Below are 18,553 nucleotides of genomic sequence, written 5' to 3'. Positions count from 1 at the left end.
CATGAGAAAAATAATGATTTTTTTTATTATAATATTTTCTATTTCAATATTTGGAACTACATTGAAAGTTGGAATATACAACACACCACCCTTTTTTTATACAGAAAATGGAAATTTTCATTATATATTTAAAGGTTTTGTAGTAGATTTATTAAGAGAAATTGCAAAACAAGAAAAATGGAATATTGAATTTATATATGGAACAAAAGCAGAATTAGAAAATAAACTAGATAACAATGAAATAGATTTATTACCAAAGTTTTTTATTGAGATGTTTGTTAATGAAAAAGATGAAAAAACAAAATTGAAAAACGGTTTGTTTCTTACATATATGGGAGTATTACATAAAAAAGATATTGAAATCAGTAAAACAAAAAATAAGATATTTGTGTTAAAAAAAGGAGATTTTTTAACAGATTTTTATGAGGTATTTAGTGAACTGGGTAAAATTATAGAAGTGAATACATTAGAAGAAAAAATAGATAAATTAAAAAAAGATGAGACAAATTTTGCGATAATTCCACCAAAAGATATGGAAAAATTATTACATAATCTTTTTGGGTTTAGAATGGAAGTGTTTCCTATAAGACTGTTAATTCAAAATAGCAATAATTTAAATCAAGGAATATTAGATAAAATTGATGATTATCTTACTGAATATAAAAATGATAAAAATTCAATATATTATAAATTATTGGATGAATATATTTATGGAGTAACAATGAAAATCCCAAAATGGCTATATTATCTATTTATGCTATTTATGGTAATTTTTATCGCAGTATTTTTTACAGCGGCTATTTATAAAATGAGATATGAAAAATCTTTGATAAAATTAAAAAAACATAATGATGAGTTGAATTTGCAAAATAAAATAACAGAAGATTTATTGAAAATGAATAAAAGATTATTTATAAAATTTTCTAAAATAGTAAGCATCATATCAGAGTTTTCAGAAAGTAAATATACAATACAACAGTTTAGTAAAAGAATATTAAGTGAAATCTTAGAGATAATTCCGGAGGCTGACTATGGTAGCGTAATGTTAAAAAATAAAAATAAAGTATTTTTTCTTAGTGCAGTGGGACATAATTTAGAAATGTTAAGAAAAATTCATATGGTAAGTGATAATTTTAAAGAAGGTATTAATTCAAAAATAGTTATAGCTGACAACATTTTGGATAAATATGATGGAATTAATAAAGAGATATTAGAAAATGCATCAAAGCAAATTAAAAAATCCGCCATATATAGTGTTAAGATAAAAGATGATTTTTACATAAATATATGTATTGATAAAAAAGATGAAAATGATTTTTCTAAAGAATCTTTAGAAATATTGGAAATATTAGGAAACTTAAGCAGTATTTATTTTAAGAATAGAATTTTTTTAGCTTTGTCTATTAATGAAAAGAAAAAGGCAGAAAAAGCTGGTAATATAAAAACAGAGTTTCTTGCAAATATGAGTCATGATATAAGAACACCATTAAATGGAATAATAGGAATGATATATATACTTAAAAATACAAAAGTAAATGACTTACAAAAAAAATATTTAGATATGTTAAACAATAGTGCCAAACTTTTATCAAGCCTTGTTAATGATATTTTAGATTTATCAAAATTGGAATCAAATGAAATATATTTTGAAGAAATATATTTTGATATTGAAAAAGAAATAGCGGAGATAATAGATACAAATGCATATATTGCATATAATAAAGGTCTTGAATTAAATTTTTATGTGGATGAAAATATTCCAAAAGTTTTAAAAGGAGATACAACCAAATTAAAGCAAATTTTAAATAATTTAGTAAATAATGCCATAAAGTTTACAGAAAAAGGAGAAGTGTATTTAAAGGTAACTACTCAAAAAAAGAATATGGATTTAAACGATATAATAATTAATTTTGAAGTAATTGATACAGGAATTGGGATCAGAAATGAAAATATAAAAAAAATTTTTCAGCCATTTGTGCAGGAAAAATCTAAAACATCACGTCTTTATGGAGGAACAGGATTAGGATTAAGCATTGTATATAAATTGGTGAAATTAATGAATGGAGAAATTGAAGTAATGTCTGTTCCAAATATAGGAACAACATTTTTAGTCAAATTACCATTCAAAATTGAAAGTAGAGAATCTTTTGAAATTGATGAAATTATAAAATTTTCGGAAAAGAACGTATTAATTGTGGATGATAACAAAACAAATAGGTTTATAATAAGAAAATATATTGAAAGTTTGAGTATGAAATGTGTTGAAGCCAGAAATGGTATAGAGGCATTAAAAAAATTAAAGTTAAAAAGATACGATATATTATTGACTGATAGACAAATGCCGGAAATGACAGGTTTGGAACTTGCGGAGGAAATGAATAAAGATAAAGATTTAAAAAAAGTAAAGAAAATATTATTATCATCTATTTTAAATAAAGATGGAGATATTGAAATAGAAATAAAGTATTATAAATTTGATGCTATTATAGGAAAGCCTGTAAAAAGAAATGATTTAATAAATAGTATTATATCTATTTTTAAACCTGAAATTATAAAACAAAAAAATGATGAAGAGAAGATTAAAATATCCAATGAAATAAAAATATTGTATGTGGATGATGATGAAATAAATAGAGAAGTTGGAAGAATAATAATAGAATCATTAGGACCTACAGTTATTACAGTTGAAAATGGTGAAGAAGCAATTGAAATGATAAAAAATAATTATTTCGATATAGTTTTTATGGATATACAAATGCCAGTGATGAATGGATATGAAGCAACAAAAAAAATAAGGGAATTTAATAAAAGTATCCCTATAATAGCTATGACAGCTCATTTAATACTCCAATATAAAGAAGAAGCAATAAAAAGTGGGATGAATGATTTTATAACAAAACCAATAGAAATAGAGAGACTTTTACAAATAATAAAAAAATATTGCAAAAGTTTAAATAAAAAGTTTATTGAAAACCAAGATGAAAGAATTTTTCTCCAAAATACTCATTTTGATAAAGAAGAATTTATGAAAAGAGTATTAAATAAAAGAGACTTGGCTTTGAAAATTTTAGAAAAATATATAGATGACACAGAAAAAAATATAAAAAAGTTAAAAATTGCGTTGGATAAAGATGAAGAGGAAAATATTAAATTTTATGCACATACAATAAAAGGCTCATCGAGAAATGTTTCAGCGAATAAATTGGCAAAAATAGCAGAAAAAATTGAAATAAACCAGAATAAAAAAAATACAGAAAAAAATTTTGAAGAGCTGTTAGGAGAATTTGAAATTTTAAAAGAAATTATAGAAAAATTTTTAAAGGATGGAGGGATAAAAAACGGAAAAAATTTTAATAGTTGATGATGATTCAACCACATGTTTGATAATATCAGAATATATAAGAGAATTAAATTACGAACCTATTATTGCATCAAATGGAAAGGAAGCCTTGAAAATATTGAAAAAAGAAGCTGTATCCGTAATACTTATGGATATATATATGCCTGTTATGGGAGGTTTTGAGACTATAAAAAAAATAAGAGATATGAATATACCAACACCTATAATTATTCTTACAACGGCGACAAATGAAAGCGATTTAAAACAAGCAGCAAAAAATGGAGCAGATGACTTTTTAATAAAGCCAGTTAATTTTGATGAATTAAAAATAAGGTTGAATACAATTTTAAAAGTAAAAATATTTTACGAAAATAAAAATCAATTTTTCGCATCTCTATTAAATGAAAATATTGTGGCACTTGAAAATCTTGAGAATTTATATAAAAAAAATCAAAATTTGGTTTTTGAACTTCTTGAAAAAATGTATCTTGTGTCTGAATTCAGAGATGATGAAACATATGAGCATACAAAAAGAGTGGGGAGTCTTTCAAAATTAATAGCACAAGCGATGAATTTAGATAGTAATTTAATAAATGAGATTTATTTTGCAGCACCATTACATGATATAGGAAAAATAGGTATTCGAGATAATATATTATTAAAACCAGGAAAGTTAACAATAGAAGAATATGAAGTGATGAAAGATCATGCAGCAATAGGATATAAAATTCTATCAAAATCCGAATCATCTATATTAAAACTAGCAGCATCAATTGCAATAACTCATCATGAAAGATGGGATGGAAGTGGTTATCCAAGAGGATTAAAACGTAATGAGATACCAATAGAAGGGTTGATAGTAGGAGTTGTAGATAGTTTTGATGCAATAGTTTCCAAAAGAATATATAAAGATAAAAGAGAATTAAAAGAAGGTTTTGATGAAATAAAAAGGCTTAGTGGAATAATGTATTCACCAAAAGTAGTTGAAACATTATTTAAAATAAAAGATAAAATAAAAACATTTTACGAAGGGGGAAAGTTAAATTGAAGTGGAAGATAATGATAGTTGATGATGAATTTACATCAAGGGAGTTTTTAAAGGAATATATTTTAAATATAGTTAATGACGTTGAGATTTTTCAAGCAGAAAATGCAGATAATGGATTAAAAATGTTAAATGAGAGGAAAGCTATACATATAATTTTTCTTGATATAATGATGCCGGGCATGGATTCATTTGAATTTTTGAATAAGATTAAAGAACTTAATCCATTGATACAGGTGATTATAGTTACAGCTCATAATAATTATGATAATATAATAAAAGCTATAAAGAATGGAGCTGATGATTATATTATTAAACCATTTTCAATTGATGATGTTAAAGATGTTTTAGAATATAGCATTAGAAAATTGCATAGATGGAAACATGTGTTGAATAACACATTATAGTAAAAAACTTAAGGGGGAAAAGTTATGATTGAAAAAATTAAAAACTTTATTAAAGATAACATTGATAAATATGAATATAATGGTGCTATGATAGGAATTAGCGGTGGAATAGATTCAGCAGTTGTTGGAAAATTATGTGTAGATACCCTTGGAAAAGAAAGAGTTAAAGGTTTAATTTTGCCTGAAAGAGATTCGTCTCCAGAGACATTAAATGATGCAAAATTAGTATGTGAATTTTTAAATATAGAATATAAAATAGTTAATATATCTCCAATATTAAGGAAGATGGGTGTGTATAGATTAGAACCGCCTACATTCTTCATTCCAAGAAAAATACAAGAAAATTATGTCAAAAAAGAATTTGAAAAAAGACGTTATATAAATGATTTAATGAATAAAGGAGATGAAAAATTTTTAAAAGGTCTTGCATATTATAGATCAAAACATAGAGTTAGAATGATTTTATTATATTTTTATGCAGAACAATTAAATTATGCAGTAATTGGTACAACAAATAAATCAGAATTAAAAACAGGATTTTATGTAAAATATGGCGATGATTCAGTTGATATAGAACCTATTATGCATTTATATAAAACACAGGTTTTTGAAATAGCAAAAGAATTAAGAATACCAGAAAAAATAATATATAAATCACCATCACCAGATTTAGTTCCTGGAATTACAGATGAATATGCTATGGGAATAAGTTATGCAGATTTGGATAGAATTTTGATTAAATTAGAAAATAAAGAAGATTTATCAGATGAGAATGATGAAATGGTAAAAAAAGTAAAGAAAATTTTAGATGCAGCAAAATATAGAGAAATAAAAAATCTTCATTTAAGATAAAGTTTGTTAGTTGGAAAAAAACTAACAGAAAACCTATAAAGGTTTTCTGTTAGAATGAGTTTTTGAATGCGTTTCTCCATCTTTCAATTTTTGCAAAGGAACATTTTAATATTTCTTCAATTTCTTTTGTTGAAAAAGGTTTTAGTATATAATCATCAGCACCTGATTCAATAGCTTCAAGCACCCTTTCCATTGTGGAATTTCCAGTAATCATTATTACATGTATTAATGAATTTAAAGCCTTTACTTTTTTTAAAAATTCAAAAGCATCTAATCCAGGCATAACAATGTCTAGTAAAACAACATGATATTGATCTTCGTTTATTTTTTTTAATGCAATATCGGCATTTTCAGCAGTTTCAATTTTTGTATGTTCGAAATTCATTTCTATATAATCTTTTAAAACATCCCTTATTCCAGGTTCATCATCAACAATTAAAACTTTCCAAGCCATAATCACTCCTCCTTTATTTTAGGTATTTTTAAAATGAAGGTTGTGCCTTTACCTAAAGTGCTATCGACATTTATTTCAATATTATGTTTCATGCAAATATTATATACAAAAAATAATCCGTAACCCATACCTCTTTTTGATTTTGTTGTAAAGAAAGGTTCAAATATTCTATTTATATTTTCTTCTGAAATACCTATACCATTATCTTCAATAATAAGGTTATAAAAAGTAGGAAATTCATTTAAGGATATATTTATAATTCCATTTTTTTCAGTTTCTTGTATAGCTTCAATAGCATTTTCTATTAAATTCGAAAATACAATCATCAATTCCTGGCGATTTCCAATAATATAATGTGGTTTCCATGAATCGACATATAAATTTATTTGAATTTTTTGATTAGCTTTATAACGCATAAATTTAACAACATCTTTTAGTATATCTATTAAATTTAATTTTATTTGTATTTCATCACCTTTAACAAGACTTTTAAATAATTTTGTTATTTCAATAATTCTATATAAATTATCAGAAATTATTTTAAGGTCTTTTTGATATTTTTCATCAATCTTTGCAGAAAGCATTTCTGTTTCCATTAATATAATTGATAATGGATTATTTATTTCATGAAACATACCAACGATTAAATTATTTGCAATACTCAAATAATCAAAACTCTTTTTTTGAGAGTATATGTTTTTAAACATTATTTCTAATGCTTGGGAATGAATATCTATAATCTTTATAATAAAATTTTTAATGTTTATAGGAATATCTTCTGTTATATCATAATAAAATTTAGTATCAAATATTTCAAAATAATGCTTATATTTTTTTTCTTCAGAATAGTTAGAAATTAGATTATATTCAATTAGAAGATTAATAAAGTTTTCTATAACTTCCTTTTTATTAAGAGATTTTAATGAATAATAAAGGTTAGGAATCTTTATTGTAAAATTGATTAAAGAATAAAGCATAGATATTTTTTTATTAAAAGAGCTTTCTGCAATAATTTCTTTGTTTTTCGGTGTTAATTCAACAATGAAAAGATCGTTAATAGGATGAATATTTATGGTGAAGAAATAGTTTGATTTTAATATTTTTTTGTTTTTTCTTTCAATACTAAAAAATAGACCACGTTCTTTTAAAATATTTTTGATTATATTAATAAAATTTTTGTTTAGTAGTTCAAAGAAATTTTTATTATCAAAAAAATTTTTAAAAGATAAATTACTCTTTATGATTTCTCCATTTTCATTAATAACAGCTATTGGAATTAAAATGTAGTCAATATCAATATACATTTCTGTCACCTTCATTAAAGGCGAATAATAAATAACCAGTAATATCTGTTTCCTTCACTTCAAATTTGATTTTTATCGCATTTACCGTTAACGATTTAATTTCTGAGGATTTAAGCAATATAGGAATAGCGAATTTAACCTCATTATGACCACTGGTTAAAACACTTATAACATTTCCGCAAATTATATTGCCAATTTCTAAAAAAGAATCTAAAACATCTTCTGCTTCAATGGTGTCAATTTGTGAGTAGTGTTCTACTAAAGCCAGAAATTTTAAAAATTCGTCTGAAAGCATGGTGAAATAAAAGTCCCATTTTTTTTCTTTACTTATTGCCGTTTGATATAAGGTATAAGATTTATTATTTATAATATTATTTAGTTTCGATATTAGTAATTTATCGAATTCCATAATAATATCCATACCAGTTAAATTTCTTAAAACTGTTTCCGATTTTTTAATTCCTATAATTATTTTTTTTCTTTCCATAATTCATACATCCTTTTTAATAATTTGATTTGTTCCTTATTTGCAGGTTTTTCTAAAAATAAATTTATATCTTTTGAGAGTCTTTTCTTTACAATATTTTGAACATTAGAAGAATATACAACTTTAAAAATATCGATATTTTCTTTTTTTAAATCTTCAATTATCTCAAAACCAGAAATCACAGGCATAGTTAAATCAATAATAATCATATCATATTTTTTAAATTTAGCTTTATGTTCTTTGTATTTATCAGGCTTTATTGATATAATTTCGGTATTTTCAAAATGTGATTCCAATAAAACCCTTAGCATTTTTAAAGAAAGATTAGAATCATCAATATGGAGTATTTTCATATTTTCACCTTCATTTGATAATTGTTTTGTGATATAATTTTAATATATACTAATATTATACTATTTTTTTAATAAAAAGCAAATATTTGATCTGGGGTGAATGTTAATGGATTTGAAAAAAATGCTTTTTTCATCTGATAAATATCAAATATTAAAAGCATTAGAAATTATTCTTAGGGATAATAAAAATGAGTATGCCAAAGAATTATTTAAATTATTAAAATATGAAAATGAAATTCTTATTCAGGAATCCATAATTTATACATTAAAACATTTGAATTTAGATAATATTTCAGATGATCTTTTTTTTGAGTTTTTAAAAGAGGAAAATTTGCTATTAAAGGAATTTGTACTTTCAATATTGAGTACATCAAAAAAGGTTAAAGTTTTAGGAAAACTATTAGAATCAGAAGACAAAGATTTTAGAAAATACGCTTTGGATGGTTTATATAGAACTAATACAAAAGAGGCTATTCCGCTAATAGCTAAATGTCTTGATGACCCAGATATAAATAATCAAATAGCGGCAGTGGAATATCTTGGATTGCTTGGCGCAGAAGATTATGCTGAAAAGATTGCTAAAAAACTATCAAATACAAAAAATTTATTTTTAATTTCAACAATATTAGAAACTCTTTCAATTATTGGAAACGAAAATACCGATAAAATTATAGAAGAAAAACTTAAAACAATATCCAATCCTTATCTGTATCTCCCCTATGCTAAATATATTTTTAAAAGAAAAAATATATTTAAAGGTATAGAGTTTTTTAAAAACTCGGAGAAAAAGGAATTAATTTTAAAAGAATTTTTGGAATTCATTTCTAAAAATTCTCGCAATATATATCTTTATACCAAATTAAGAAAAGAAATTGCAAGTATCTTATCAGCTCTTTTAAAAGAGAATATTCCTAATGAATATAAATATGATATTTTAATGATTTTAGATAATCTACTTGAAGATGAAATTATTGAAGTGATAAAAGAAAATATTAAACATTTAGAAGGAGCAGGATTAATTGCTGCAATAGAAATTATCAATGAGAAAAAGTTAATATCTTTAAAAAAAGAGATTTTAAATATGAATCTTCCAGAAGAGATGAAATATTTAATTGAAGAAACATTTGAAGATTGGGAGATGGAAGAATGATCAATGTATTAGACTTCAACCAAATAAGAGATTATATATATTCAAAGACAGGTATATATATTGAAGATAAGAGAATATATTATTTTAAAAACAGGATATTAAGAAGAATGAAAAAATTAGCAATAAATGATCTTATGCTATATTTTAATTTCTTAAAATATAGCGAATATTCTGAAATTGAATTATCAAAACTTATAAATGAAATTACAGTAAACGAAACATATTTTTTTAGAGAATTTCAGCAGTTGCAAACGTTTGCTGAATATGCCTTGAAAGATGTTTTAAGCAGAAAAAATAATAGAATAATTAAAGTTCTTTCTGCAGGATGTGCATCTGGAGAAGAACCGTATACAATATCTATAATTTTAAATGAAATGCTTGAATCGAAATATACTTTCAAAATAGATGCATTTGATATAGATAATAATATGATAAAGAAGGCTAAAATAGGTATATATAATAAATACGCAGTTAGAGATGTTCCAAAAGAATATTTAAAAAAATATTTTGAAAAAACAGATGATGGTTTGTATAAAATAAGAGAGTTCATTAAAAAAAATGTTAATATCTATAATTTAAACATGATTGAAGATACAACCTATGAAAGATTGGATAAAGATTATGACTTTATATTTTGTAGAAATGTCTTTATTTATTTTACAGATGATATTAGAAGGAAAATCATTGAAAGATTTTATTTCATGTTAAATGATGGTGGATATATATTTTTAGGGCATTCAGAATCAATAAATAGAATAACAAATGCATTTCAAATAGTTAAAGCAAATGACTTTATATTGTATAGAAAACCGTTTAAGGAGGGAGAAAACAATGCCTAAAGTATTGATAATAGATGATTCAAAAATGACAAGAAGTTATCACGCCAGTATTTTAAAATCTGCTGGGTATGAAATATATGAGGCTGAAGATGGAGCAAAAGCCTTGGATATTTTATACAGAGAAGATAAAATAGATATAATTTTGACAGATTTAAATATGCCAAATCTGGATGGATTTTCTTTAATAAAAAAAATTAGAGATGATGAATTTTATAAAAATGTTCCTATAATAATAGTTACAACACTTGATAAATCTACGGATAAAATGAAGGGATTTGAGGTAGGAGCAAACTTTTATATTGTAAAACCATCTGATCCTGAATCGCTTATTGAAAGCGTGAAACTTGCACTTGGAGATGAATAATATGAAAATGCAATTTGATAAAGATTTTATTAAAGGTGTATTGAAAGATTTTAAGGAAGAATTGAGTGAAAATATAAATTTTGCAGAAAATTCAATAATAGAATTTGAAAACAATCCAGCTCCAGAGATTATAAATTCTTTAATGAGAGCTTTCCATAGTATAAAGGGAGTATCAAGATTATTATTATCTATGGATATCCCTGAGGATTATGTAGAAAATGCTCAGAAAATAGAAAAGATATCCCATTCTCTTGAGGACTATGTACTAATGTTTGAAAAAAATCCAAAAGGTGTAAAAAATATAGATAAGATTTATGAAGGTATAGATATTTTAAAAAGTTTATTGAAATCATTTGAAAACAAAGAAAAATCAATAGATATAAAACCATTTTTAAAAAGAATAAAAAGCAAGAATAAAATTTATGAAAAAGAAGAAATTGATGGAAAATTAAAGGTTTTTTTAAATATATCTTCACAACTTTTTGAATATTTAGAAAAGGCAGAAAAATATGAAGAATCACAATTAAAAAGAATGTCATTTCCGGCAATTAATGCATTAAAACGCCTTGGAAAAGAAGATTTAACACAAAGTTTTCAGAAAATAATAGATTTTGCATTAAAAGGGGATAGAGATTCTGCAAAAAAGAATATAGATGAATTTTATAAAAAATTATTTATTAAGAATGGTATAGAAAACAAACCTGAATTGCAATATAAACCAGAATTTTCTAATACAATTAGAATTGATGTTAAAAAACTTAATAATATTATGAATTTAGTTGGTGAATTAATCACATTAAAAAATTCTTCCTCTTTTCTATTAAAAGAATTATTGGATGTTTCATCATCTTTGTATAAAGAATATAAAAAAATTTTTTCGAACTTAGAAAAAATAACCACAGATTTACAGGATCAAATAAGAAAGTTAAAAATGGTACCTATAAAAGAATTGCTTTATAAATATAAAAGGTTAATTAGAGAATTATCAAAAAATCAGAACAAAGAAATAAATTATGAAATTTCTGGAGGAGAAATAGAAATAGATAGATTAGTTTTAGAACGTTTGGTAGACCCTTTAACACATTTGATTAGAAATGCTGTTGATCATGGTATTGAAACTATTGATGAAAGGGTAAAATTAGGAAAAAATAAAGAAGGTTTAATAAAAATAAATACTTATTATGAAAGTGGTTATGTTTTAATTGAAATAATAGATGATGGAAAAGGAATTGATCCAGAAAAAATCAGGAAAAAAGCAAAAGAAAAAGGTTTTAATACAAATTTATCAGATGATGAAATAATACAATATATTTTTGAACCAGGATTTAGTACATCTGAAACAATAAATGAAATATCGGGACGTGGAGTTGGTATGGATGTTGTTAAAAATAATATTGAAGAATTAAATGGATCTATTTCTTTTGAAACAAAATTAAATCAAGGAACAAAATTTATTTTAAAAATTCCAAGTTCTCTTTCAATTATCGATGGAATAATGTTCTATTGCGGTAAGGAAAAATATATATTCCCTTTTGAGGAAATAGAACAGGTGATAAAATTAGAGAAAAACAAATTACATAATTATTCAAATACGGTATTTGCAGAATATAACAGTGAATTAATTCCAGTGTATGATCTAAAAGGGATTTTAGAGAATAAAATGTATAATTTTGAAGAAATTATACAAAGAGAATATGAATATGATTTAATGCCTATGATTATTATAAATTATAATGGAGACAATTTAGCAATATTAATAGATAAATTTATTGAGGAGAATGAATTTCTAATAAAACCTTTACCAGAATATTTGAAACAGAATTTTATTTTTGGTTCTACAATTTTAGGAAATGGAGAAGTTGTTTTAATACTTAGACCTATTGGTTTAATAATACAATAGTTAAATTAAAAATATACATTTTAAAATAAAGAGTCGAAATATTTATAAAATAATGACATGAAGGGGGAAACAATATGGAGGATAAAAAATTGCTTGTTCCAGATTCTCATAAAAAAACCGATGTTAGTCAAATAAAAAATGAAGAATTGAAAAAAAAGCGTGAAGAGGCAAGAAGAAAAGCAATAGAGAAAGCAAGGAGACAATCACATTTAAAAAGGCAGGTTGTAGCGGAAAATTTAACTTCATCTTCTGAGGAACTGTTGGCAGCAGTTGAAGAATTAAGTTCAAGTGTGGAAGAACTTTCTAAATCTATGATGCAGATTACAGCTGGGACAGAGCAAATATCAAATTCAATTCATGAAATAAGGGCAGCAATATATCAAATCAACAAAAATTCAGAGGGAATAAAAAAATCTGCTAATGATATTTTATATGAAACGGATAAATCTCAAGTTCAAATATTACAATCAATAAATAGTGTTGGAAACCTTATAAACTCTATTAATAAATCAATAGAGTTTAATAAAGAAACAAATAATAATATTGTGGATTTGAAAACAAAGTCAGAAAAGATAATTGAAATAATAAACACTGTAGTTTTAATTGCAGATCAAACGAATTTATTGTCGTTGAATGCAGCTATTGAAGCAGCAAGGGCTGAAGAATATGGTGTTGGATTTGCAGTTGTTGCAGAAGAGGTTAGAAATCTTGCAGAAATTTCTGAAATGCATGCAAAAAATATTAATATTTATGTAAATGATTTAAAAGAAAATATGGATTTTGTAATGAAAAGTGTTGAAAATTTGAATCATTTTTTTGAAAAACAGGGGCAACATGGAAAAGAAATAAGTGAAGATTTTGGAATACTAAAAATGAATTTTGATGAAATTAAAGAAAATATTTTAGAAGAAATAAATATAATAAGCACATTTGCAGATTTGTCAGAGAAGTATTTAGCTTCAGCAGAAAATGTGGTAAGCCTTTCTGAACAGGTTTCTAGAGAATCAGAAGAAATATCAATTTCTTTACAGGAAGAAGAAAGAACATTTGTAGATATTTCACATGCAACACAAAATTTAGTGGATATTTCAGAAAAAATACTTAATTCCACAGAAGATAGATCTTCAATTGAATTATTGTCAGCATCTATTGATGAATTGTTTGGAATTATTGATGAAACATACAATGGATCTGAAAATATAAAAAAGCATCTTTCTCAATTAGAAAAAATATCATCTATTTTTTCTGAAGAAATGGATAATATGAATAACCTTGTGGTTAAATTTGTTGATCTATCACATAAGTTACAGAAAATGAATAAAAAATACGAAGAATATTTAAAACATATATTTGAAAAAATAAAGGAAAATAAAAATAAGATAGATAAATTAATTGAAGGTATGAATGTAACAAATACTAAATTCTCTGATGTATATTCTAATATAAAAAAAATATCGTTTAATTTTAGGCAAATAGAAAAAACAATTTCGAAGATGGAAAAAATGTCACTTCAAATAAATATGTTGGCTGTGAATGGCTTTATTGAAGCAGCAAGGTCTGGAGAATATGGAAAAGGGTTTAATGTAGTATCTAATGACATAAGGAATTTATCCATCAATGCGGAGGAAAACCTTGAAACAATTAATGATGTTTTAGATGAAATAAATGAAAATCTAAAGACATCACAAGAGAACATTTACGAAAACCAAAAAAGAGCATATTCTGAAGCATTAGAAGCAAATTCAACAGTATATGTTTTAAAAGAAATGGAAAAATCTTTAAACGGTTTATTAGAAAAATATAGAGCAATTTCACATTCGATTTCTGAAATAGTAATTGCAATAGAGCAATCCAGAAAAGCAGTTGAACAAGCTCAAAGTGCCGTTGAAGAATCATTTGCTTCGATTGAAGAAGCATCAAAAGCTTCCAGTGAACACGAAAGAGGAATTAATGAAATGATGCATATTGTCAAAGAAATTATTGATCAATCAAATGATTTGCAATTTTAATGGGGTGTTGATATGAATTATTTGGTTTTCTCACTTAATAATCAAAATTATTGCATTTCTATGATGAAAATTAGAGAGATTATTAAAATGAAAAAAATAACGAAAATTCCACTTCTTCCTGATTATATTGAAGGGTTAATAAATTTAAGGGGGGAACTTTTGCCAATTATTAATCTAAAAAAACGTTTAGGATATAATGGTAATTATAATGAATTATCTAAAATAATAATTATAAATGGAAAAACACCATTTGGGATAATGGTTGATAAAACTAAAGGAATACTTAATGAAATAGACAGTAAAATAGAATCAGAATCAAAATATATAGATTCTGTTTTGAAAAAAAATAATAAGGATTATATTTTGCTGAATATAGAAAAATTAATTGAAATAAAAAAAACAAATATAACTAAAATAGAATTAAATAAAAAAACCAAGAGGAAAATTCAGAAAGAAAATCTAAAAAAGGTTATGGTGTTCGAATTAAATAATGAAAAATATGGATTTATAATTAATGATATTCAAGAAATAATAAAATATATTATTCCAAATAAAGTTCCTAAAATACCTAAATATGTTAAAGGAATAATAACAGTAAGAGATGAAGTTTTACCTGTAGTGGATTTAAATATGTTTTTGTATAATAAGAAAACGTTTATTTCGGAATATACAAAACTTATTATTATTAACGTTGATGGCGTAAAGGTAGCATTGATTGTTGATAACACTTATTTCCTTATATCAACACCTGAGATAAAAAAAATTCCATTAACAATAAAAGAAAATAAAAATCTAAAAGGTTTTTTAAAATATAAAAATATGTCGGTAATGATTTTAGATCCAAAATTTATTATAAATAATAATATAAGGGTATTAAATAAAAAAAGTAAATGCACAAAGAAAGAAGAAACTATAAAAAAAGAAAAATATATATTATTTGAACTTGATAATGAAAAATATGCTATTGAAATGAATTCTATAATAGAAATAAATAAATTAGGTAAAATTACCAGAATTCCTAATTCTGCAGATTATGTTAGAGGATTTATGAATTTAAGAGGGGAAATTTTTCCAATTATAGATTTAAAAAAAAGGTTTAAATGGGGAAAAGTTACAGATATCACAGATTTTTCAAGAGTTATAATAGTATCAATTGATAACCAAAAGTTAGGCTTTCTTACTAATCAGGTTAATGAAATTGTTCAAATGAACAAGATAGAATTTGAATCTAACAATAAATTTGTTATGGGAGCAGGAGATTATAAAGGAGATGTTGTTCTTATTCTCGATTTAAAAAAGATTTTTAATAAAAATGAGTTAATGAACTTGAATAAAAAGATTCAAAATATTACGAAGAAAAATGAAGAAGAAACAAATGAAAAATTATCGAATTCAAAAGTAGTAAAAAATAATAAAAGTATTGAAATGAAAAATAATAAGTTAAAAAAATCGAGGTGATTTTTATATCTATTAAAGTATTAATTGCTGATGATTCACCTTTAACAAGGAAAATTTTAAAAACTCTGGTTGAATCAGATGAAAGATTTAAAGTTATTGGAATGGCAAGAGATGGAATTGAAGCTATAGAAAAAACAAATGAATTAAATCCAGATGTTATATTAATGGACATAAAAATGCCCAATATGGACGGGCTAACCGCATTGCAATATATTTTAGAGAAAAAAAATATACCAGTTATAGTTATATCTTCTCTTGGAGAAAGACATTCTATTATAGCTTATGAAGCTTTAGAATTAGGTGCATTTGATTATATTGAAAAGCCTGATGATTTATATTATTTAAAAGACGAGTTAATAAAAAAAATGTATGCGGCATATTTATTTTCTCTTTCAGAAAAAGCAAAGAAAAAATTTTTTGCTGAAAAAGAGATATCTATTGAATCAAAAGAAAAAAAAGAAATTGTTACAGCAGTAGATGCAGATTATTATGCAGTGGCTATAGGAATTTCTACAGGTGGTCCAAGAACAATATATGATGTATTACCAAAATTACCGGCAAATTTAAATGCAGCAGTATTTTTAGTACAACATATACCAGCGCAATTTACTAAAACTTATGCAGAAAGATTAGATATGAATTGTGAATTAAAGGTTGTTGAAGCAGAAGAAAATATGAAAATTAAACCTGGTTATGTATATGTAGGTCGAGGTGGTTATCATTTAAAGGTAAGAAAAGATATAGATGGAATAAAAATATTACTTTCAAAAACTCCAAATCATTTGTTTATCCCATCTGCTGATATTATGATGGAATCCGTATTAGAAGTTTATGGTAATAAAACAGTTGGTGTTTTAATGACCGGTATGGGAAATGATGGCGCAAATGCGATGGTGAAAATAAAAAAGGCTGGGGGTTATACTATTGCAGAGTCGGAAGAAACGGCTGTAGTTTTTGGTATGCCAGCAGAAGCTATTAGATTAGGAGGAACACATAAAGTATTACCTTCATATAATATAGCAAAAGAAATAATAATGAAGGTTGGGCTAAGGAATGAACTATGAAAAAAAATATGAAGAATTAAGAATGCTTAAAGAGGAACTTGAAGATGCTTATGAGCAACTTGAATATTCGTATAAGGAGTTAGAAGAACTAAATAATAGATTTGTTAAAGTTGTAGATTTAATCTCTAATATATCTATAGATGTTTCTATGGAAAAATACTTTAATAAAATATTATCAGTTTTTGTGGAATTGTTGCCAGAAGTTAAGTATGGTTGTATATTAAAAAAAGAAGACGACGTTTTTAGATTTATTTCAATTTTTGGTCACAGTAAAAAACTCTATTATAATATTGCAATTTTAAAGGAAAAAATAGATGAAATAAAATTAATTGAAAATTTTTATTATAACAATATAAAAAACATAAATGTTATAAAGGATAAAATAATGAATGTTGAAAAAAGTCTGGTTATACCTATAAAAACATTCACTTTACACGGCTATATTATATTAGATTTAGTAAAAAATAATTTTAAACAACATCAAATTGAACTGATAAGAGTAATAAGCAATATAGCCTCCACTTTTTTTATGTCAAGAGAATTATATAATAAACAAAAGAAATATCTTAAAAATACAGCATTTGCTTTTTTAAAAGCAATTGATTATTATGATCCATATACAAAAGGGCATTCTGAAAGAGTATCTTATTATGCAACGTCTCTTGCAAAAACTATTGGAAAAGAAAATATAATAAATGATATATTTCTCGCAAGCGCTCTTCATGATATAGGAAAATTATCTATACCTCAAACAATATTGTTGAAAAAAGAGAAATTAACCAAAGAAGAATATGAAAAAATAAAGGAACATCCGATAAAAGGAGAAGAACTTGTAAATTCTTTTGAAGGATTTGAAAGAATTGGGAAAATTATTAGGCATCATCATGAAAGATGGGATGGCAAAGGATATCCAGATGGGTTAAATGGTGAAGAAATTCCATTAGAGTCGAGAATAATTACTATAGCTGATGCATTTGATGCAATAACAACAACAAGGCCGTATAGAAAAGCATTTGCTATTAATGAAGCTATAAGCGAATTAAGAAGAAGTAAAGGTAAGCAATTTGATCCATATCTAACAGAAGAATTTATTAAGTTTTTAAAGATAAACAGCTTTTTGGAGGAGGTATAATTATGGGAAAAATATTAGTAGTTGATGATGATAATGTTATTAGAAACGTATTAAAAAAATTTTTAGAACAGGCTAATTATGAAGTTGACTTGGCAGAAGGTGGAATTAAAGCTATTGAAATGATAAAGAATACAGAATATGATGTTATTTTGCTTGATATCATTATGGAAGATCTTGATGGTATAGAAGTATTAAGAAAAGCAAAAAAGTTATCTCCTTTAACAACGGTAATAATGATGACAGCATATTCAAGTCCTGATTATGTCCTTCATGCATTAACATTAGGAGCAACAGATTTTATTGAAAAACCCTTTGAACCTGAACAAATGCTTCAAATAGTAAAAGAAAATGTAAAAAGAGTAAAAAGGTGGAAGAGTTCTTTAGGCCTTTTGTGA

Annotated in this window: 17 protein-coding genes; 13 read left to right on the top strand and 4 right to left on the bottom strand. The window is 24.7% G+C overall.

The features are described from left to right. The first annotated feature begins 1 nt into the window (after position 1). From BUA62_RS03470 to nadE, 4 genes are read left to right on the top strand one after another with little or no spacing between them, the layout of a single operon-like run. A complete protein-coding gene (locus BUA62_RS03470; protein ID WP_072863488.1) occupies positions 2-3,361 on the top strand; it encodes a response regulator in 3,360 nt (1,119 codons plus the stop codon). Between the two features lie 19 nt (positions 3,362-3,380). After that, complete coding sequence (locus BUA62_RS03465) at positions 3,381-4,388, top strand: HD-GYP domain-containing protein (RefSeq protein WP_072863486.1); 1,008 nt, start codon at positions 3,381-3,383, stop codon at positions 4,386-4,388. Continuing rightward, entirely contained in the window at positions 4,385-4,792 is a 408-nt protein-coding gene (locus tag BUA62_RS03460; RefSeq protein ID WP_072863484.1) for a response regulator, read from the top strand. The genes BUA62_RS03465 and BUA62_RS03460 overlap by 4 nt, the downstream gene beginning before the upstream one ends. Positions 4,793-4,816: 24 nt before the next feature. Then, complete coding sequence (gene nadE / locus BUA62_RS03455) at positions 4,817-5,644, top strand: NAD(+) synthase (RefSeq protein ID WP_072863482.1); 828 nt, start codon at positions 4,817-4,819, stop codon at positions 5,642-5,644. A gap of 49 nt (positions 5,645-5,693) precedes the next feature. On the opposite strand, the gene BUA62_RS03450 is transcribed toward nadE, so the two are convergent. The 4 genes from BUA62_RS03450 to BUA62_RS03435 are packed head-to-tail and all read right to left on the bottom strand — an operon-like array spanning position 5,694 to position 8,242. Continuing rightward, positions 5,694-6,098 carry a response regulator transcription factor gene (locus tag BUA62_RS03450; RefSeq protein WP_072863480.1) on the bottom strand — a complete coding sequence of 135 codons (405 nt, stop codon included), beginning with the start codon at positions 6,096-6,098 and terminating at the stop codon, positions 5,694-5,696. Positions 6,099-6,100: 2 nt separating this feature from the next. Next, entirely contained in the window at positions 6,101-7,402 is a 1,302-nt protein-coding gene (locus BUA62_RS03445; RefSeq protein ID WP_072863478.1) for a PAS domain-containing sensor histidine kinase, read from the bottom strand. Then, positions 7,392-7,889 carry a chemotaxis protein CheX gene (locus BUA62_RS03440; protein ID WP_072863476.1) on the bottom strand — a complete coding sequence of 166 codons (498 nt, stop codon included), beginning with the start codon at positions 7,887-7,889 and terminating at the stop codon, positions 7,392-7,394. The genes BUA62_RS03445 and BUA62_RS03440 overlap by 11 nt, the downstream gene beginning before the upstream one ends. Beyond that, entirely contained in the window at positions 7,871-8,242 is a 372-nt protein-coding gene (locus BUA62_RS03435; RefSeq protein WP_072863474.1) for a response regulator, read from the bottom strand. Before BUA62_RS03435 ends, BUA62_RS03440 begins: the two co-directional genes overlap by 19 nt. A 106-nt stretch (positions 8,243-8,348) precedes the next feature. Between BUA62_RS03435 and BUA62_RS03430 the strand changes: the two genes are divergently transcribed. The 9 genes from BUA62_RS03430 to BUA62_RS03390 all read left to right on the top strand — a co-directional run bounded on the left by BUA62_RS03430 (position 8,349) and on the right by BUA62_RS03390 (position 18,553). After that, on the top strand, positions 8,349-9,392 hold the full coding sequence (locus BUA62_RS03430) for a HEAT repeat domain-containing protein (protein WP_072863472.1): 1,044 nt from the start codon (positions 8,349-8,351) through the stop codon (positions 9,390-9,392). Continuing rightward, positions 9,389-10,231, top strand: coding sequence for a CheR family methyltransferase (locus BUA62_RS03425; RefSeq protein ID WP_072863470.1), 843 nt, complete (start codon positions 9,389-9,391; stop codon positions 10,229-10,231). The genes BUA62_RS03430 and BUA62_RS03425 overlap by 4 nt, the downstream gene beginning before the upstream one ends. After that, the gene (locus BUA62_RS03420) at positions 10,224-10,595 is read left to right on the top strand and encodes a response regulator (protein ID WP_072863468.1); all 372 of its coding nucleotides are present in this window, start codon (positions 10,224-10,226) and stop codon (positions 10,593-10,595) included. The genes BUA62_RS03425 and BUA62_RS03420 overlap by 8 nt, the downstream gene beginning before the upstream one ends. Before the next feature lies 1 nt (position 10,596). Next, positions 10,597-12,495, top strand: coding sequence for a chemotaxis protein CheA (locus BUA62_RS03415; protein WP_072863466.1), 1,899 nt, complete (start codon positions 10,597-10,599; stop codon positions 12,493-12,495). 74 nt (positions 12,496-12,569) lie between these two features. Next, positions 12,570-14,504: a methyl-accepting chemotaxis protein gene (locus BUA62_RS03410; protein ID WP_072863464.1), complete on the top strand. Its 1,935-nt coding sequence runs from the start codon at positions 12,570-12,572 to the stop codon at positions 14,502-14,504. Positions 14,505-14,516: 12 nt separating this feature from the next. Beyond that, the gene (locus tag BUA62_RS03405) at positions 14,517-15,962 is read left to right on the top strand and encodes a chemotaxis protein CheW (protein ID WP_072863462.1); all 1,446 of its coding nucleotides are present in this window, start codon (positions 14,517-14,519) and stop codon (positions 15,960-15,962) included. Beyond that, entirely contained in the window at positions 15,959-17,026 is a 1,068-nt protein-coding gene (cheB, locus tag BUA62_RS03400; RefSeq protein WP_200782299.1) for a chemotaxis-specific protein-glutamate methyltransferase CheB, read from the top strand. The genes BUA62_RS03405 and cheB overlap by 4 nt, the downstream gene beginning before the upstream one ends. Beyond that, positions 17,016-18,158 (top strand): HD-GYP domain-containing protein, encoded by a 1,143-nt coding sequence (locus BUA62_RS03395; RefSeq protein WP_072863458.1) that lies wholly within the window; start codon positions 17,016-17,018, stop codon positions 18,156-18,158. The genes cheB and BUA62_RS03395 overlap by 11 nt, the downstream gene beginning before the upstream one ends. A gap of 2 nt (positions 18,159-18,160) precedes the next feature. Further along, positions 18,161-18,553, top strand: a complete 393-nt coding sequence (locus BUA62_RS03390) for a response regulator (RefSeq protein WP_072863456.1) — start codon at positions 18,161-18,163, stop codon at positions 18,551-18,553.

It is taken from the genome of Marinitoga hydrogenitolerans DSM 16785 (assembly GCF_900129175.1).
Lineage (GTDB): Bacteria > Thermotogota > Thermotogae > Petrotogales > Petrotogaceae > Marinitoga > Marinitoga hydrogenitolerans.
This window is presented reverse-complemented; position numbering and strand designations above follow the sequence as displayed.